Here is a 17,778-nt window from a genome sequence, read left to right as displayed (position 1 = left end):
TAATTGAACATGAAAGGGTGAATCACGTGGCATATGAATTCCGTTTACCAGATATAGGAGAAGGGATCCATGAAGGCGAAATTGTGAAATGGTTTGTTGCAAAAGGTGACAAAATCAGTGAAGACGACACGCTTCTTGAAGTCCAGAACGATAAAGCGGTCGTGGAAATTCCATCCCCAGTGACAGGAACAATTGAAGAAGTCGTTGTTTCCGAAGGGACGGTTGCGGTCGTAGGAGATGTGTTGATCCGAATCGATGCACCGGGTTACGAAAATGCTGACTCGGGTGGAGAGGCAAGCGCTGAAACAGAAGCTCAAGTCCAAGCTACTGCTGAAGCGGGTCAATCGATCGAAAAAGAGGAAGCGCCGAAGCAAGAGGAAGCCCAAAGTGAGAAAGTCCAGGAAGATGTCGATCCGAGCCGTCGCATTATTGCGATGCCGTCGGTGCGTAAATTTGCACGAGAACAAGGCGTGGATATTCGCCAAGTGGCAGGAACGGGTAAAAACGGGCGTGTCTTGAAAGAAGATATCGAATCCTTCCAAAATGGTGGACAAGTTCAAGCATCCGCTGTTTCCGAAGAAGGCGTTCAAGCGGAAGAAGCAGCGCAGCAAACAGCAGCTCCAGCTCCAGTTAACCTAGAAGGAGACTTCCCGGAAACGCGCGAAAAAATGTCAGGTATCCGCAAAGCGATCGCAAAAGCGATGGTCAATTCGAAACATACGGCTCCGCATGTGACGTTGCTTGATGAAGTCGATGTGACAGAACTTGTTGCACATCGCAAAAAGTTCAAAGACATCGCTGCAGAGAAAGATATCAAATTGACTTATTTGCCATATGTCGTCAAAGCGCTCGTTTCGACATTGCGCGAATTCCCGGCATTGAATACATCACTGGATGATGCTGCGCAGGAAATTATCCAAAAACACTATTACAATATCGGAATTGCTGCTGACACGGAACGTGGATTACTTGTCCCGGTCATTAAACATGCAGATCGCAAATCAGTATTTGCCATTTCTGATGAAATAAACAAATTGGCTGTTAAAGCAAGAGATGGGAAACTGTCTCCAAATGAAATGAAAGGTGCATCTTGCTCGATCACAAATATCGGATCAGCAGGTGGACAATGGTTTACGCCAATTATCAACCATCCGGAAGTCGCTATTCTAGGAATTGGTCGAATTGCGGAAAAACCTATCGTAAAAAATGGTGAAATTGTAGCGGCACCTATGTTAGCATTATCATTGGTGTTCGATCACCGAGTGATTGACGGAGCAACAGGGCAACAAGCATTGAATCATTTGAAGAAATTGCTCGGTAATCCAGAATTATTATTAATGGAGGCGTGAGATCATGGTAGTAGGGGATTTTCCAATCGAAATTGATACGCTCGTAGTAGGTTCAGGTCCAGGAGGATATGTCGCGGCAATCCGTGCGGCGCAATTGGGTCAAAAAGTAACTGTTGTGGAAAAAGAAACTGTGGGTGGCGTGTGCTTGAACGTAGGATGTATCCCTTCCAAAGCACTTATCGCTGTTGGACATCGCTATGCCAATGCTAAAAACTCTGATTCAATGGGAGTTACCGCGACTGAAGTGAAACTGGATTTCGCTAAATCACAAGCATTCAAAGACGGTGTTGTCAGCAAGTTGACTGGCGGCGTTTCAGGTCTTCTTAAAGGCAACAAAGTGGATTATGTAGAAGGTGAAGCATACTTCGTTGATAGCAACACAGTTCGTGTGATCAAAGAAGATTCTGCACAAACATATAAATTCAAGAATGCAATCATTGCGACAGGATCCCGACCTGTTGAAATCCCGACGTTCAAATTTTCTAAGCGTGTGCTTAGCTCGACAGGCGCATTGAACCTTACTGAAGTTCCTGGTAAGCTCGTAGTCATCGGTGGTGGTTACATAGGAACTGAGCTAGGTTCTGCATATGCAAACCTTGGTTCGGAAGTGACGATTATCGAAGGTGCGGACGATATCCTTGCTGGCTTTGAAAAGCAAATGACACAAATCGTCAAAAAAGGCTTGAAGAAAAAAGGTGTCGAAGTTGTTGTAAAAGCATCTGCTAAAGGTGTCGAAGAGTCAGATACAGGTGTAACAGTGACTTATGAAGCAAAAGGCGAAGAAAAGAAAGTCGAAGCGGATTATGTGCTCGTTACAGTTGGTCGTCGTCCGAATACCGATGAGATTGGTCTTGAAGAATTGGGCATCAAATTCCTAGAGCGCGGTCTGATCGAAGTGGATAAACAATGCCGTACAAGCATTCCGAACATCTACGCAATCGGTGATATCGTACCGGGTCTCCAGCTTGCGCATAAAGCTTCTTACGAGGCGAAAATCGCTGCTGAAGCGATTGCTGGCGAAAAATCCGAAGTCGACTACTTGGCGATTCCTGCTGTCTGCTTTACAGATCCTGAACTTGCGTCTGTCGGTCTGAACGAACAACAGGCGAAAGAAGAAGGCTATGACGTAGTAGCTGGTAAATTCCCATTTGCGGCAAATGGCCGTGCACTTGCACTGGATGCGACTGAAGGTTTCGTTAAGCTTGTTGCACGCAAAGAAGATGGACTTCTTCTTGGTGCGCAAATTGTCGGGGAAAATGCTTCCGACATGATCGCTGAACTTGGTCTTGCTGTCGAAGCGGGTATGACACTTGAAGACGTCGCGATGACAATTCATGCGCATCCGACATTGGGTGAAATCTCCATGGAAGCTGCAGAAGTCGCGCTTGGCAAGCCGATTCATATGATCTCAAAATAAGTATCCATCTTATGCTTTTCTAACCGTCTACAAAGCACCTGGCGTGCCTTGTAGACGGTTTTTAATCTATTTAGAAAGGAAATATTCGAATAGTGTTGAAACATGCTGTAAGAACAGTTTAGTTGCGTCTGAATAAACGTTGGTATGATAAAATGAAAAAGACTTCATGATTCATCTGTATTCGAAATGTCGATACTGGTCATGCAAGAGTCAATGGCAACTGGTTCGTAATCAATGAAGTGTTGAAAAAGATGAATGATTGAAGGGAGTTATGCAAGGTGAATTATAACTATCCGATTCGATATGATTGGTCAACGGATGAGATCATTACTGTCGCTTCGTTTTACGAGGCGATTGAAAAAGCATATGAAACCGGAATTTCAAGAGAACGGTTGATGGAAGCCTATCGGGCGTTTAAAAAGATTGTCCCGTCCATGGCAGAAGAGAAGACGCTTTTCAAGGAATTTGACGAAGCGAGCGGCTATGCTTGCTATCGGATTGTAAAAGCGGCAAAAGAAGGAACGGATGGGGAAATGATTAAAGGGACGCAGCGTTAAGCTTGCGCCCCTTTTATTATTTGTAGGCCAATGTATAAAGCGGGAGTAGTGTTTCGAACGTATCTTTTACAATTTCATATAGCGCTTTGCCGTCTTTTACAATCGGATCATTTGAGGCGATATGTCTCCCGATGAGAAATTCGGCTTTTTTGACGTTGCGAAACCTTTCTAAAGCGGCATGCAGATCGATCTCTTCCATCGATTCCTTGTCTTTTTTCATATGATCCATCGATACGACATAGTCGGTTGGTACAATTTTCACAATATCGTCCATATGATCAAGAAACGTGGAAGCGATTTTTTGTTTGTTTGGCAATTCATAAATAAAAGCCAACCAGATGAATAAATGATCGTCATACAATCCAATCTGGAAATGTGGATGTTGTTTGTATCCTCGTTTATTGTTGCAGATCGCCAACCATGTATCGTTGGGCGGATTCACTGTTCTTCTCGCATGTCTTGCGATATGTAAATGCATCTCATTCCCCAACATCATGGCAAGGTCTTCTGTCAAAGGTTCGCCGATCGCACGAAATTTTGGCTGTATACGATTCTGAATCGCTTCCATGCGTTCGGATAACCCTTCAATCTTAAATGTGTCGAAGTCATTTTGGACAAAACCCTCAAAATGCATATGTATTGCCACCTTTCTATTTTTTGAAGCTTGTTTTCGTTAAATAATTTCTAAAAAAATACAGCGAAGTGTTGGATGGGTGTTTCAATTCTTTGTGGAGGAGAGGTGAAAAAAATCTTGGCTTTCGAAAAAAAGAATTACCGTTTGCCTCCTTCGTAATTCCATTCCCACGTTTATCTTAACAGAAATCGGGGAACAATCTTACCAACAAGGCTTATAACTAGAGCAAGCTATAGCGCGAGCATAAGTTATAAGTAACAGAAAATTTAAACCATTCATTTTGAAAAGGGGTGTCAATTATGAAACAGGTCGTCCATGTGATTCGAAAAGCGGATGTAGAGAAAGAATATGTGAAGTTGTTGAATTTGGAGCTCGATTATGAATTGGCGACATTATTTGATGCAATTCAAGAAGATGATGCCGAACAAAAATCAAAAAGCAATAAGAGACTCATGGAACTTCACCGTGAGTTGGAGATTTTGAATGGTTTCGCTTAAAAGCGAGCCTTTAACCGGAAAAGGCATTCCTTCACGTCCTTCGGAAACGAAGAATGTGAAATCGGATGCCTTTTTCGTTATACTGTAAAGAGAAAGATCGGGGGGATGTATGATGAATTGGGGGCATATTGACCGATACGCGAAATCGCTCATTAAAGAAGCGGGTCATCTAATTCGGGTTTCTTTTTATAAACAGATCGATGTAGAGACAAAAGCGGATGCGAATGATTTAGTGACGAATATAGACCGGGAAGTGGAACGTTTTTTTATCAGTCGGATCAAACGGGATTTCCCGACGCACCGCATACTCGGTGAAGAGGGATTTGGCGATGATGTCCAATCATTGGAGGGTGTCATTTGGATGTTGGATCCGATTGACGGGACGATGAATTTTGTCCATCAAAAACGCAATTTCGCCATATCGCTAGGCATTTATGCCGACGGGGTCGGCATGCTCGGATACATATACGATGTGATGGGGGATGATTTTTATTACGCAGTGAAAGGTGAAGGGGCCTATTTGAATCACGAACGTTTGCCGCAATTGGAAATAACGCCACTTTCAGATGCGATCATCGGCATTAACGCAAGTTGGGTTGCTCCGAATCGTCATATCGACAATGAGAAAGTGATTGAAATGGTGAAAGCGTGTAGGGGAACAAGATCATACGGCTCTGCAGCGATCGAGTTGGCTCATGTCTCTACAGGAAGGTTGGATGCGTACGTATCGATGCGCCTGTCCCCGTGGGATATCGCAGGAGGCATCGTGATCGCACAGGAGGTCGGAGCTGTCGCGACCAATTTGAAAGGCGAGGCGCCCGGCTTGCTTGGCCAAGAGCCGTTTATCGTTGCTCGACCGGGTTTGCATCGGGAATTACTGACAAACTACATTCAGTTGAAACAATAAGAAAAAAGGACTGTAGAAGGATCGTTGAGCATTCTGAGCAGTCCTTTTTCACTGAAGTATTATAGTAAACCTTGTTCCCGCATCCGTTTTTTCGTTTTGAAGCCATTGCCCATAACGAAGATCAAGGCGACGAAGGCGAAAATGGCTAACAGGGGACTTGCAATGGCGACAGAAACGCCGATCGCACACATCGAGGCGACCGCAGCTAGCGAATAAAAAACAAAAATCCATTTAATGTCTTTCAAGAAAATCCCTCCATTATTCATCAAACCCGCTTTGACGCAATTGCCTCAGCAGAATTGAAGGCGTCTAGTCGTTAAAATAAAAATGTTTTTGAATCGTCTCATCATGTGCTATAATAACACAGTTAACCAACTGAAAAAAGACAAATGGAGTGAAACCATGACAAATAAACGTAATGATTTACGGAATATAGCAATTATCGCACACGTCGACCACGGAAAAACGACACTTGTCGACCAGCTTTTGAAGCAATCAGGTATTTTTCGTTCAAATGAGCAAGTGGACGAACGTGCAATGGATTCAAACGATATTGAACGTGAACGTGGCATAACGATCCTTGCGAAAAACACAGCAATTCACTATAAAGATACAAAAATCAACATTTTGGATACACCTGGACACGCAGACTTCGGTGGAGAAGTGGAGCGGATTTTGAAAATGGTGGACGGCGTCATTCTTGTCGTCGATTCGTATGAAGGATGTATGCCGCAAACCCGTTTTGTTCTTAAAAAAGCGCTTGAAGAAAATATCAAGCCGATTGTTGTTGTCAACAAGATTGACCGCGAGTTTGCACGACCTGAGGAAGTTGTCGATGAAGTATTGGAGTTATTCATCGAACTGGACGCCAATGACGAGCAACTGGAATTCCCGGTCGTCTATGCATCCGGATTCAACGGAACAGCTAGCTTATCTTCTGATCCTGCTGAACAGGAAGATACATTGCGCGTCCTCTATGATGCGATCATCGAACACATTCCTGCACCGATCGATAATCGTGAAGAACCGTTACAGTTCCAAGTATCGTTATTGGATTATAGCGATTACGTCGGTCGTATCGGCATCGGTCGTATTTTCCGCGGAACGATGAGAGTTGGGCAGCAAGTTTCCGTTATGAAGCGGGACGGCTCATTGAAAAACTTCCGCGTGACGAAAATGTCCGGGTTCCTTGGATTGAAGCGCGTAGATATCGAAGAAGCGTTTGCAGGTGACCTCGTAGCGGTTTCCGGAATGGAAAATATCGATGTTGGGGAAACGATTTGTCCTGTTGACCATCCTGAAGCATTGCCTGAATTGTATATTGATGAACCGACACTTCAAATGACATTCCTTGTCAATAACAGTCCGTTTGCCGGCAAGGAAGGGAAATGGGTGACGGCCAGAAAGATCGAAGAACGGCTTGAACAGCAATTGCAGACGGATGTGTCCCTACGTGTCGATCCGACAGATTCACCGGATGCTTGGGTCGTCTCTGGGCGCGGTGAATTGCATCTTTCCATCCTGATAGAAAATATGAGACGTGAAGGCTATGAGCTTCAAGTTTCAAAACCCGAAGTTATTGTCAAAGAAATCGATGGGGTCCGTTCAGAACCAGTTGAGCGCGTACAGATCGATATCCCAGAAGAGCATACAGGGTCTGTAATCGAGTCGATCGGTGAACGCAAAGGTGAAATGCTCGATATGATCAATAACGGAAATGGACAAGTCCGACTCATTTTCCTAGTACCGGCACGCGGGCTTATCGGCTATTCGACGGAATTTCTGACAATGACAAGAGGATACGGAATCATGAACCATACATTCGATTCGTATAAACCGATGGCGAAAGGGAAAGTCGGCGGTCGTCGAAACGGTGTTCTTGTGTCAATGGAAAACGGAACTGCTACACCATACAGCATCATGCAACTGGAAGATCGTGGAACGATGTTCGTAGAAGCAGGAACAGATATTTATGCTGGTATGATTGTAGGGGAAAATACACGCGAAAATGATTTGACGATCAACTTGACGAAAGCGAAACAGGCGACAAACGTCCGCTCAGCGACAAAAGATCAGACAGTCACGACGAAAAAACCGCGTATTATGTCTCTTGAAGAAGCATTGCAATATTTGGATGACGATGAGTACTGCGAAGTGACACCGGAATCGATCCGACTTCGTAAGAAAATTCTTGATAAGAACGAACGTGAACGGGTTCAAAAGAAGAAAAAAACTGCAGAATGATTTATAGTAGTAAGTAGCTATAAAGTGAAACTTCAATCAGTGGGGGTTTTCCTCATCCCCCACTGATTGTTAGTTGAACCAATCGGGCTTTTACGGGCAGTTGATCTCCCACCTATCCTTATCGTTTTACTGAAGTCTTGAGATGGGAGTCTTACTGCCCGTTAAAGCGGGATAAAAAAGAATGCGTACAATCGCTGGGATTAGAAGGGAATGTGCTAAATGAATGGTACTATCGGGGATGCAGAAGCAATCGAAGCAATGTCTCCAATTGCACGTATGATTTATGAAATGACTTCATCTTCTGCGACTGGAATATTGTTATTTGCTGTTGTTTTCATCCTTTCGGCCATTGTATTTAAGCTTGGGTTTGCTAGGAAAATAAAGTTTTGGCAAAATGTAGTCGTTTATATTTTTCTTTTTTTCGGATGTATAATATTGACGTTTTTTGCTATTTATCTTCCGATTGTAGAAGGACTGATCGTTGCTGCCCTGATCTTGATCATTTATCGAGTTCGTCGGATGAATGAATATAAGGACAAAAAAGAAGACCCTGTCGCATAATGCGGCAAGGTCTTCTTTTCATAAGCATGTCCTGTTTAAAAATCTTTTTCAACGGGATGTGAGCTTCGGTGGAAAATGAAGTTCCCGGTTGCAATCCGGGCGATTGTTTTCGTTGTGATCCGCTCGTTGCAGGAGTCACACATATAGGTGTGTATTGGACGATTCCTTAGTTTTTTTGCTAAAGGTGCATCGTCAGGCAACTTTCCGATTTCATCGCACATGACGCATTTCACTCGCATTGAAATCACTCCTTAGTCGATTCTGATCGCATTGACGCTGCGGATTGGATCATTGAGATTTGAACCGTCTTTGAAAAGGACATAGACGGGCCCATTTTCAAGGATCGGTTTTCCTTTTTCGCTAAATTTTAAGATGAGTTCGTCGGCTTGTGCAAGTGGGAAGGCGTGCTCCTCTCCATTCGATGTTTCGAGTATAAGCGTATGCGCATCTTGGGCAGGCTTTGCATTGTTAACAAAATGGTTCAGGTGCATGCCGAATGTCCCTGTAAGCATTCTTGTCTTTTCATATTTCTTTTCACTTTTTAGCGTTGGTGGAAATGTTGCACCTTCCATGATTTCACGCGACCAATGTGCACCCATATCCCTTTTATACTCTTCAATTTCGTCCTTTTCGACATAATCTGATGTGAAAAAAGTTTCTAAATCGATCCGGCGATCATCGAATATCCAAACAGTCGGATCGAGCGTAATTTGATGACGTACATTTCCTTTAATCGGAATAATTGACTCCAAAATGATATCCCCCTACGTGTCTTGATAAAGTACATTTTCATTTCAGTATAACGTTTAGTGGTGGTTAAGAAAAGTTTTTGCTACTCTTTTCCCAAAAACTAAAAAGGTAACACTTGCAATTTCCGGGTTCAAAAGATACAATTTATTCATAATGAACGTTCAGAAATAATAGGTTGATGGGGGCGTCCTCATGGATATAGAATTGCAAGAAACATATCAAGAAAAAGCCTTGAAGCAACTACAGGCAGATGCAGATAAGATCGCACAACTGATCAAAGTGCAAATGGACCATTTGACGATGCCGCAGTGCCCGCTCTATGAAGAGGTACTGGACACGCAAATGTACGGCCTTGCGCGCGAGATTGATTTTGCGGTGAAGCTTGGTCTTATCGAACGTTCAAAAGGGAACGAAATCCTTTCTTTACTGGAGAAGGAAATGAACGTTCTGCACGAATTATATACGAAGAAGTAAGTTGAAAACTCAAACTACCACAATGGTTTGAGTTTTTTGTTTACGGACAGTGAAACTCATGTCTAGGATGAGACGTCCTAGTTAGACACTTATCACGATGGATTTTGTACGCATAAGTGATGCTGGATACGGGGAGCCGGATGCAGCAATATTTCATTTGTATAAATGGAGTAATTGATAGATAACGAGGTTTTGTTAATGAAAACATACACGAAACGAATGATACGGAATTTTGACTTTCCCCTTTTCTTTGTCTACTTGATATTGACTTTGTTTGGGCTTGTGATGATCTACAGCTCAAGCATGGTTTGGGCAGTCAATAAATATGGCTATGAGCCGGACTATTTTTTTCAAAAGCAACTGACGAATTTAAAACTTGCCTACCCAGCTTTTCTCATTGCTGCATTTTTCCCCTATAAAAACTTCAAGCGAAAGAAATTAATGATTTTTTCATTGATAGGTATGTTCGCGCTATTATTTCTCGTCCATTTTATCGGTTATGGTGAGGACAAAGGGGCGCGAAGTTGGATTTACTTAGGATTTGGAAGTATTCAACCTTCTGAAGTCGCGAAACTGGTCATTATTGTCTATTTTGCTAGTGTTTTTGCCAAGAAATACGAATCCGGCACAATTGATAGTTTGAATCAGTCGATTGGGCCACCTGTAACGGTCCTATTTCTTGTGATCGTTTCGATCATGATGGAGACGGATATCGGTACCTCCTTCATCATTATCATGGCTGCATTATCAGTCATGGCAGCAAGTGGCATTAAGCTGCGAACTTTTTGGAAATTGAGCGGGATTGTTGGAGTCGTCATGATCCCTGTGGTGATCGGCATGTACTTTGCATGGGATAACATTATGACGGGCAGCCGAAAAGGGCGCTTGCTGTCCTTCTTGAACCCATTCGACTATGAATTGGGATCGGGCTATCAAATTGCCAATGGGTATATTGCGATCGGGGCAGGAGGAATGAAAGGGCTTGGTCTCGGAAACTCCGTTCAAAAGATGGGCTATTTGCCTGAACCGCATACCGATGTCATTATGGCGGTGATTTCCGAAGAAGTGGGGATACTCGGGACGATTATCGTCATTGGTGGGTTAGGTTTCATTGTTTTGCGTGCGTTAATGATTGCGTTGCGCGCAAAAGACCCGCAGGCGCGGATGCTTGCCGCAGGTATCGGAAGTGTTATTGGAATCCAAACATTTGTAAATTTGGGCGGTTTGACGGGGCTGATACCGCTTACAGGGGTACCTCTGCCGTTTATTAGTTATGGCGGAACTTCCGTAATTCTGCTATCGTTAGCTGTAGGAATATTGATGAACGTGTCAATATTCGAAAAAATGCGAAGAGAAAACAGAAAAGGGAGTGCCTCGTAATGGAGAAGATAAAGAAGATTCTTGTAGCAAACCGGGGGGAAATCGCTATACGTATTTTTCGGGCTTGTACCGAATTAAAGATTCCGACAGTCGGTATCTATTCAGCTGAAGACAGCGGATCATTCCACCGTTACAAGGCAGATGAATCGTATCTCGTGGGGGAAGGGAAAAAGCCGATTGATGCATACCTTGATATTGAGGGTATCATTGCGATTGCGAAAGATTCAGGCGCTAATGCGATTCATCCGGGGTATGGATTTTTGGCGGAAAATGAGGAGTTTGCTCGTCGATTGGAAGAGGAAGGCATTATTTTCATCGGTCCGACTTCAAAACACCTCGATATGTTTGGAGATAAAGTAAAGGCACGGGAACAGGCGATTAACGCAGGCATTCCTGTCATTCCTGGCAGTGATGGTCCCGTTACATCTGTTGAAGAGGTTGCTAATTTCGGGGAAACACACGGTTATCCGATTATTATAAAGGCATCACTTGGTGGTGGAGGCCGTGGAATGCGGATCGTCCAAACTGCCGATGAAGTGCTGGAAGCCTATGAGCGGGCGAGATCTGAAGCTAAATCGGCCTTCGGATCGGATGAAGTATACGTTGAAAAATATATCAATCAGCCAAAGCATATTGAAGTACAAGTTCTCGGGGATTCGTTCGGGAATGTGATCCACTTGTATGAGCGTGATTGCTCAATTCAAAGACGCCATCAGAAAGTGGTGGAAATTGCCCCATCTATTTCATTGGAAGAGGGATTGCGTCAACAAATCTGTGATGCAGCTGTTCAGCTGATGCGTAATGTAGACTATATAAATGCGGGCACTGTTGAATTTCTCGTTGCCGATGGGCGTTTCTATTTCATCGAAGTGAATCCACGGATTCAAGTTGAGCATACGATCACCGAAATGATTACAGGTGTTGATATCGTTCATGCTCAAATTCATATTGCGGATGGACAAGATTTGCATAAAGGGGAAACGGCCATTCCTCATCAGCAGGAAGTTCCGTTATTCGGTTATGCGATTCAATCCCGCGTAACGACGGAAGATCCGTTGAATGATTTCATGCCGGATACTGGTAAGCTAATGGTCTATCGTTCTGGTGGTGGTTTCGGAGTTCGATTGGATGCCGGAAATGGATTCCAAGGTGCTGTCATCACACCATATTATGATTCCTTGCTAGTTAAAGTTTCTACGTGGGGCATGACGTTCCGCGAAGCTGCATCCAAAATGGACAGAAACTTACAAGAATTCAGGATCCGTGGGATTAAAACGAATATCCCGTTCCTTGGAAATGTTGTGAAACATAAAGATTTCCTCAATGGGAATTATGATACAAGCTTTATTGATTCGACGCCGGAGCTTTTCCTATTTCCAAAGCGTTTAGACCGTGGAACGAAAATGTTGAATTACATCGGGAATGTGACGATCAACGGATTCCCGGGTATCGGAAAGGAGTCAAAACCGGTATTCCATCCAGTCAGAAAGCCGCAAGTCGATTTGCTTGCACCGCCTCCAGCTGGCACGAAGCAGATTTTGGACGAACGCGGAGCGGAAGGACTCGTAAAATGGATTAAAGAGCAGAATGATGTCTTATTAACAGACACGACTTTCCGGGATGCACACCAATCGCTGTTGGCTACGCGTGTCCGAACGTCCGATATTACATCAATTGCCTCCGAATCCGCGAGGCTGATGCCCGATCTGTTTTCTTATGAAATGTGGGGCGGTGCTACATTTGACGTCTCTTACCGATTTTTGAAAGAAAGCCCTTGGGATCGACTATTGAAATTACGGGAACAAATTCCGAACGTCTTATTCCAAATGTTATTCAGAGGGGCAAATGCTGTCGGTTATAAAAATTATCCCGACAATGTCATTCGTGAGTTTGTCCAGAAGTCCGCAGAAGCGGGAATTGATGTGTTCCGGATCTTTGACAGTCTGAACTGGATCAAAGGGATGGAAGTGGCGATTGACGCAACGCGTGAAGCTGGAAAAATTGCAGAAGCGGCCATTTGTTATACAGGGGATATCTTAGACGATTCCCGTGCGAAATATACGGTCGGCTATTATAAAGAAATGGCAAAAGAGCTGGAAGCGGCTGGTGCCCATATTCTTGCGATTAAAGATATGGCGGGATTGCTGAAACCGGAAGCGGCCTATCGCTTGATTTCTGAATTGAAAGAGACGGTGGATCTGCCGATTCATCTGCATTCACATGATACGAGCGGCAATGGGATCTTCATGTATGCAAAAGCGGTTGAAGCAGGTGTAGATATTGTCGATACAGCGCTCGGATCGATGGCGGGTCTCACTTCCCAACCTTCTGCAAGCTCCTTGCACTATGCGCTACAAGGTGGTAAACGCAATGTGCGTACAAATGTGCAAGCACTTGAAGAATTGTCCTACTACTGGGAAGATGTCCGGAAGTATTACCAGCATTTCGAAAGTGGGATGATTAGTCCGCATTCGGAAATTTACGTACACGAGATGCCGGGTGGACAATATTCCAACCTACAACAACAAGCAAAAGCGGTCGGCTTGGGCGAACGTTGGGAAGATGTGAAGGATATGTATTCCCGCGTGAACCTATTGTTCGGCGATGTCGTCAAAGTGACGCCTTCTTCCAAAGTTGTCGGGGATATGGCATTGTTCATGGTCCAGAATGATTTGGATGAAGAGTCCGTTCTGGAAAGAGGGAAATCGATCGACTTCCCAGAATCCGTAATTGAGTTTTTCGAAGGATATATCGGTCAACCGTATGGCGGATTCCCGGAAGAACTGCAAAAAGTCATTCTAAAAGAACGTGAAGCGATCACCGTCCGTCCAGGGGAGTTGTTGGAGGATGCCGACTTTGTTCAAATGCGTGATGAATTGAATCAAAAATTGGGACGTCCTGTTACAAGTCATGAAGTCCTCTCGTATGCTTTATATCCGAAAGTGTTCGAGGAATATGCGAAGATGAACCAACAATTCGGGGATGTATCGGTGATCCCGACGCCTGAATTCCTCTATGGAATGCGCTTAGGCGAGGAAGTCGAAATTGAAATCGAAAAAGGGAAGACATTGATCGTTAAGCTTGTTTCGATCGGTGAACCACAATCCGATGCGACGCGAGTCATTTACTTTGAGTTGAATGGTCAACCGCGTGAAGTGATCATTGATGATTTAAGTGTTGAGTCTGTCACGATCCGCAAACAAAAGGCAGATCTTTCGAATGCCGCTCATATCGCAGCGACGATGCCGGGAACCGTTTTGAAAGTAGCCGTCTCGCATGGCGCTAAAGTGAAGCGCGGCGAGCATCTGCTCATCACAGAGGCGATGAAAATGGAAACGACGATCCAAGCACCGTTCGATGGCGTCGTGAAAGAGATTTACGTTTCAGCAGGCGAATCGATTGCAACCGGCGATTTACTGATTGAATTGGAGCAATAAAACATTCAATCACGCCTTGGCGTGATTGCGTCCAGATTTTGAATTGCGCAAGGCTCAATTAACTCCTTTCAAAATCTGTGACATCCGCCGGAGGCTTTATCTTCGTTCAGCGGGCGTTTGAACACCCGCTGAACAGGAAACAAAACCGCATTCATCTTGCCACCTATCGAGGTGGGAGTCTTCTACTGAATGAAGATAAAAAGGACCTTCTCGTTATGAGGAGGTCCTTTATACATGTTATTTATTTACTTCTAGAAACCAGTAGAATCATATACGTTAGTAAACCGAAAAGGAGGGTAATGAACAATGAGTGAAGCAAAGCGATATAGAGATTGAGCTTTGTCAGAACGACGGTCATACCGGTAATCACCTGGAGTGTTACAAGTATGAAAGCGATGATCCATCCCCAGTAGATGGCACGTTGTTGTGCATAATGACGTATCGCATGGAGCATGATGATCCCAATCCAGATGAAGATCAGTGCAGCCGCGGCTCTATGGCCCATCTGTACCCATTCAAATAGATTACGTGGAAGTTCGAAAGCGCCATTCCGGCAAAGTGGCCAGTCTGAGCAAACGAGTCCCGAATCTGTATGACGAACGAGAGCCCCGGTATAGACAACGATATAGGAATAGACGGATACACCAATTGTATGCCATTTTAAACGTTTCCCGATCCGTATTTTGTCCGCATCGAATTTTTGATCCACTTCAAAAATGAGAAGTGTCAATAACAGGACTGCTGCAAAGGAGATGAGTGAAATACCGAAGTGAAGCGCAAGGATGAAATCGCCTTGTCCCCATAATACTTGGGCAGCTCCGATCAATGCTTGCAAAATTAGAAAGAAGACAGCCATAAACGCTAAAAATTTCGTTTCCCGAACATGTCCAAGCGCTTTCCAAGACCAAACAGCCAAAACGACAATAAAGATACCGACGGCACCGGTAACTAACCGATGTGAAAATTCAATAAGTACTTCAGGGGTGATTTCGTCGGGAATCAGTTGGCCGTTACATCCGGGCCAGTGCCTTCCACACCCCATCCCGCTGTCGGTTTTCGTTACGAGGGCTCCGCCCAGTAAAATGAGAAGCATCCCGATTGTCGAGGCGACAGCAAACCATTTCAAATACTTGTTATAATTCAAAAAAAGACACCTACTTTATGTTTGATGACCATGATTAAATATTCGTTACGTTTCCGATGATAACGAAAAAAGCGTGTAAAAACAATGTCGAACGGTGAAAAAGCATGTAATAGAGGCTCAATTCACAAATTGTTCATAAAAAAGACGCTTTAACTTCACAAAAGGGTAATAGAAATGATTTACTATAGATAGGGTATCAGAATATATATGTCGTTCTTCCACGGAAAATAGGGGAAATCTTGCTTTAGTATAGAAATCAGTCCTAATTTTCGCTATAGTTAAGTAAAGTGGGGATACCGACAATTTTGAAAGGAGGGGGAACATGTCAAACGGTCGTACAATTTCTACACGTACTGAATCTGAGGTTGTGACGGCTTCTCTGTTAAAGGATTTTCTAGCACTTATTAAAATCGGTATTGTCAATTCGAATATGATCACGACGTTCACTGGACTATTTCTAGCAATCCAATTCACAGGCGGCCACTTTCTACATAAGCTCGATTTGCTCGTTTACGCTTTGGGCGGATCGGGATTGATCATTGCCGGATCAGCGGCATTGAATAACTTAATCGATCGGGATATCGATCCGATCATGACAAGAACGAATTCCAGACCGACAGTCACAGGTCGATTCAAAGCACCGGCTGTGTTGGCACTTGCGCTCACTTTCATTGTCGTAGGTGAAATCTTATTGTTTTCAGCCTCTCTAGCCGCTGGCTTATGGGGACTTGCGGGTATCTTCAGTTATGTTGTACTCTATTCGATGTGGTCAAAGCGAAAGCATGTCAGCAATACAGTCGTCGGAAGTATTTCCGGTGCCATTCCGCCTTTGATCGGCTGGGCTGCAGTTGAACCGGCATTGGGCGCTGGCGCTTGGGCATTGTTTTTTATCATGTTCGTCTGGCAACCGCCGCATTTCTATGCGTTGGCAATGCGCCGGACAGAGGAGTATCGAGCAGCGAACATACCGATGCTGCCAGTTGTCAAAGGGTTCAAAAGAACGAAGAAGTCGATGTTAGGATGGGTGCTCTTATTATTTCCCATTCCATTCCTGCTGCCACAGCTCGGAATCGGGTTCCTTGTATTGGCGACAGCATTGAATATCGGATGGCTCTATTTAGCGGTGAAAGGCTTTACAGTGAAAGATGATTTGAAATGGGCAACCGGGATGTTCGTCTATTCCTTGAATTACATGACAATCCTATTTGTTGCCATGATTATTTTCTCGATTTTTATATGATAAACGGGAATTCTTTCTTTGAACAGGAATTCATATATAAAAGGTCAACAGTCCTCAGGACAAGAAAACATTTTTTCAGAAAGAGAGGTATCATTAAGCGATGATGAAAGGACTCAAAAAGTGGCGTCTCTTTTCTCTATTAGCAGCTCTTACCGTGTTCCTTGCGGGATGTGGCCAAGAAGAGCTATCTACGCTTCTCCCGGCTGGTGAAGTCGGAAGGGATCAATTCAATTTGCTGATGCTAACATCGGCGATCATGTTATTGGTCATCTTTGTTGTAGTAACCATCTATGTGATTTCACTCATTCGTTTCCGACGTTCAAAATTGGGTGAGGATCACATCCCGGAACAAGTGGAAGGAAGCCATACACTCGAACTTATATGGACAATCATTCCGATCATCCTTGTTCTGATTATGGCTGTTCCATCAGTTTATTACACATATAAACTTGGGGATGTATCAGCGATGGATGCGGTAGATGAAGACGGAAACGCGGAAAATCTTGTCGTAGACGTTACGGCAAAACTCTACTGGTGGGAATTTGAATACCCTGATCTTGGAATCGTCACTGCGCAAGAATTGGTTGTACCAATGGACGAAAAAGTCTATTTCAACCTGATCGCAGCCGATGTCAAGCACTCCTTCTGGATTCCGGCAGTAGGCGGTAAACTGGATACGAACGTTGAGAACGTCAACAAGTTCTATCTTGTTTTTGAAAAAGACTCTAAAGATTTGAAAGATGGCGTTTTCTACGGTAAATGTGCGGAGCTTTGCGGCCCATCGCATGCGCTAATGGACTTCAAAGTGAAGACGATGCCACGGGCAGAATTTGATAACTGGGTAACAGCAATGCAAGCGACGGGCGACCGTGTAGCTGATACAGCTGTTAGCCAAGGTGAAGAATTGTTCGCGCAAAGCTGTATCGGTTGTCACGCAGTGTCAGCTGTCGGTGAATCAGGAGCGGCTGGGCCCAACCTTGCGACATTCGGTGACCGTAACCGCGTAGCAGGTTATATGGACCATACAGAAGAAGATCTGAAAAACTGGATCACTGATACACAAAAGTACAAACCAGGGAATACGATGCCATCGTTCACTCAGTTTTCTGATGAGGAGCTTGATGCAATCGCAGCGTATTTGATGGGACTGTCAGTTGAAAAATAATTTGCCAATGTGATTTCGAAGA

General features: G+C 44.1%; 17 protein-coding genes. 12 read left to right on the top strand and 5 right to left on the bottom strand.

Annotated elements, in window-relative coordinates:
• Positions 1 to 26 precede the first annotated feature (26 nt).
• From MHZ95_RS02810 to MHZ95_RS02800, 3 genes are all read left to right on the top strand, one after another.
• On the top strand, positions 27 to 1,349 hold the full coding sequence (locus MHZ95_RS02810) for a dihydrolipoamide acetyltransferase family protein (protein ID WP_239388974.1): 1,323 nt from the start codon (positions 27 to 29) through the stop codon (positions 1,347 to 1,349).
• 4 nt (positions 1,350 to 1,353) lie between these two features.
• The gene (lpdA, locus tag MHZ95_RS02805) at positions 1,354 to 2,766 is read left to right on the top strand and encodes a dihydrolipoyl dehydrogenase (protein WP_239388973.1); all 1,413 of its coding nucleotides are present in this window, start codon (positions 1,354 to 1,356) and stop codon (positions 2,764 to 2,766) included.
• A 278-nt stretch (positions 2,767 to 3,044) separates the two neighbouring features.
• Positions 3,045 to 3,323, top strand: a complete 279-nt coding sequence (locus MHZ95_RS02800; protein WP_239388972.1) for a UPF0223 family protein — start codon at positions 3,045 to 3,047, stop codon at positions 3,321 to 3,323.
• Positions 3,324 to 3,339: 16 nt separating this feature from the next.
• On the opposite strand, the gene MHZ95_RS02795 is transcribed toward MHZ95_RS02800, so the two are convergent.
• Positions 3,340 to 3,957 (bottom strand): YktB family protein, encoded by a 618-nt coding sequence (locus MHZ95_RS02795; protein WP_239388971.1) that lies wholly within the window; start codon positions 3,955 to 3,957, stop codon positions 3,340 to 3,342.
• 299 nt (positions 3,958 to 4,256) lie between these two features.
• On the opposite strand from MHZ95_RS02795, the gene MHZ95_RS02790 reads away from it, so the two are divergent.
• Positions 4,257 to 4,454, top strand: a complete 198-nt coding sequence (locus MHZ95_RS02790) for a hypothetical protein (RefSeq protein WP_239388970.1) — start codon at positions 4,257 to 4,259, stop codon at positions 4,452 to 4,454.
• A gap of 112 nt (positions 4,455 to 4,566) precedes the next feature.
• A complete protein-coding gene (locus tag MHZ95_RS02785; protein ID WP_239388969.1) occupies positions 4,567 to 5,361 on the top strand; it encodes an inositol monophosphatase family protein in 795 nt (264 codons plus the stop codon).
• 59 nt (positions 5,362 to 5,420) lie between these two features.
• Here MHZ95_RS02785 and MHZ95_RS02780 read toward each other — a convergent pair whose 3' ends face one another.
• Positions 5,421 to 5,606 (bottom strand): YlaF family protein, encoded by a 186-nt coding sequence (locus tag MHZ95_RS02780; RefSeq protein ID WP_239388968.1) that lies wholly within the window; start codon positions 5,604 to 5,606, stop codon positions 5,421 to 5,423.
• Positions 5,607 to 5,763: 157 nt separating this feature from the next.
• Here MHZ95_RS02780 and typA point away from each other — a divergent pair, with 157 nt between their 5' ends.
• Together typA and MHZ95_RS02770 are read left to right on the top strand one after the other, a co-directional pair.
• Entirely contained in the window at positions 5,764 to 7,605 is a 1,842-nt protein-coding gene (gene typA, locus MHZ95_RS02775) for a translational GTPase TypA (protein WP_239388967.1), read from the top strand.
• Positions 7,606 to 7,824: 219 nt separating this feature from the next.
• The gene (locus tag MHZ95_RS02770) at positions 7,825 to 8,166 is read left to right on the top strand and encodes a YlaH-like family protein (protein WP_239388966.1); all 342 of its coding nucleotides are present in this window, start codon (positions 7,825 to 7,827) and stop codon (positions 8,164 to 8,166) included.
• 35 nt (positions 8,167 to 8,201) lie between these two features.
• Here MHZ95_RS02770 and MHZ95_RS02765 read toward each other — a convergent pair whose 3' ends face one another.
• Together MHZ95_RS02765 and MHZ95_RS02760 are read right to left on the bottom strand one after the other, a co-directional pair.
• The gene (locus MHZ95_RS02765) at positions 8,202 to 8,405 is read right to left on the bottom strand and encodes a YlaI family protein (RefSeq protein ID WP_239388965.1); all 204 of its coding nucleotides are present in this window, start codon (positions 8,403 to 8,405) and stop codon (positions 8,202 to 8,204) included.
• 12 nt (positions 8,406 to 8,417) lie between these two features.
• Positions 8,418 to 8,918 (bottom strand): peptidyl-prolyl cis-trans isomerase, encoded by a 501-nt coding sequence (locus tag MHZ95_RS02760; RefSeq protein ID WP_239388964.1) that lies wholly within the window; start codon positions 8,916 to 8,918, stop codon positions 8,418 to 8,420.
• Positions 8,919 to 9,108: 190 nt separating this feature from the next.
• Here MHZ95_RS02760 and MHZ95_RS02755 point away from each other — a divergent pair, with 190 nt between their 5' ends.
• The 3 genes from MHZ95_RS02755 (at position 9,109) to pyc (ending at position 14,207) form a co-directional block, all read left to right on the top strand.
• Positions 9,109 to 9,390: an Fpa/YlaN family protein gene (locus MHZ95_RS02755; protein WP_239388963.1), complete on the top strand. Its 282-nt coding sequence runs from the start codon at positions 9,109 to 9,111 to the stop codon at positions 9,388 to 9,390.
• Positions 9,391 to 9,588: 198 nt separating this feature from the next.
• Positions 9,589 to 10,770, top strand: coding sequence for an FtsW/RodA/SpoVE family cell cycle protein (locus MHZ95_RS02750; RefSeq protein ID WP_239388962.1), 1,182 nt, complete (start codon positions 9,589 to 9,591; stop codon positions 10,768 to 10,770).
• Positions 10,770 to 14,207 carry a pyruvate carboxylase gene (gene pyc, locus MHZ95_RS02745; RefSeq protein ID WP_239388961.1) on the top strand — a complete coding sequence of 1,146 codons (3,438 nt, stop codon included), beginning with the start codon at positions 10,770 to 10,772 and terminating at the stop codon, positions 14,205 to 14,207. Before MHZ95_RS02750 ends, pyc begins: the two co-directional genes overlap by 1 nt.
• A gap of 241 nt (positions 14,208 to 14,448) precedes the next feature.
• Here pyc and MHZ95_RS02740 read toward each other — a convergent pair whose 3' ends face one another.
• Positions 14,449 to 15,351: a COX15/CtaA family protein gene (locus MHZ95_RS02740; RefSeq protein ID WP_255726526.1), complete on the bottom strand. Its 903-nt coding sequence runs from the start codon at positions 15,349 to 15,351 to the stop codon at positions 14,449 to 14,451.
• 322 nt (positions 15,352 to 15,673) lie between these two features.
• On the opposite strand from MHZ95_RS02740, the gene cyoE reads away from it, so the two are divergent.
• Together cyoE and coxB are read left to right on the top strand one after the other, a co-directional pair.
• Positions 15,674 to 16,591 carry a heme o synthase gene (gene cyoE / locus MHZ95_RS02735; RefSeq protein ID WP_239388960.1) on the top strand — a complete coding sequence of 306 codons (918 nt, stop codon included), beginning with the start codon at positions 15,674 to 15,676 and terminating at the stop codon, positions 16,589 to 16,591.
• A gap of 100 nt (positions 16,592 to 16,691) precedes the next feature.
• Positions 16,692 to 17,756 (top strand): cytochrome c oxidase subunit II, encoded by a 1,065-nt coding sequence (coxB, locus tag MHZ95_RS02730; RefSeq protein ID WP_239388959.1) that lies wholly within the window; start codon positions 16,692 to 16,694, stop codon positions 17,754 to 17,756.
• Positions 17,757 to 17,778 lie beyond the last annotated feature (22 nt).

This window comes from Sporosarcina sp. ACRSM (assembly GCF_022346545.1).
In the GTDB taxonomy this organism is placed as follows: domain Bacteria; phylum Bacillota; class Bacilli; order Bacillales_A; family Planococcaceae; genus Sporosarcina.
This window is presented reverse-complemented; position numbering and strand designations above follow the sequence as displayed.

Excerpts from the sequence above, each read along its gene's own strand:
- MHZ95_RS02755 (WP_239388963.1), top strand. The coding sequence starts at position 9,109 with ATGGATATAGAATTGCAAGAAACATATCAAGAAAAAGCCTTGAAGCAA.
- lpdA (WP_239388973.1), top strand. The coding sequence starts at position 1,354 with ATGGTAGTAGGGGATTTTCCAATCGAAATTGATACGCTCGTAGTAGGT.
- MHZ95_RS02750 (WP_239388962.1), top strand. The coding sequence starts at position 9,589 with ATGAAAACATACACGAAACGAATGATACGGAATTTTGACTTTCCCCTT.
- coxB (WP_239388959.1), top strand. The coding sequence starts at position 16,692 with ATGATGAAAGGACTCAAAAAGTGGCGTCTCTTTTCTCTATTAGCAGCT.
- MHZ95_RS02770 (WP_239388966.1), top strand. The coding sequence starts at position 7,825 with ATGAATGGTACTATCGGGGATGCAGAAGCAATCGAAGCAATGTCTCCA.
- MHZ95_RS02790 (WP_239388970.1), top strand. The coding sequence starts at position 4,257 with ATGAAACAGGTCGTCCATGTGATTCGAAAAGCGGATGTAGAGAAAGAA.
- typA (WP_239388967.1), top strand. The coding sequence starts at position 5,764 with ATGACAAATAAACGTAATGATTTACGGAATATAGCAATTATCGCACAC.
- pyc (WP_239388961.1), top strand. The coding sequence starts at position 10,770 with ATGGAGAAGATAAAGAAGATTCTTGTAGCAAACCGGGGGGAAATCGCT.
- MHZ95_RS02765 (WP_239388965.1), bottom strand. The coding sequence starts at position 8,405 with ATGCGAGTGAAATGCGTCATGTGCGATGAAATCGGAAAGTTGCCTGAC.
- MHZ95_RS02785 (WP_239388969.1), top strand. The coding sequence starts at position 4,567 with ATGAATTGGGGGCATATTGACCGATACGCGAAATCGCTCATTAAAGAA.
- MHZ95_RS02795 (WP_239388971.1), bottom strand. The coding sequence starts at position 3,957 with ATGCATTTTGAGGGTTTTGTCCAAAATGACTTCGACACATTTAAGATT.
- cyoE (WP_239388960.1), top strand. The coding sequence starts at position 15,674 with ATGTCAAACGGTCGTACAATTTCTACACGTACTGAATCTGAGGTTGTG.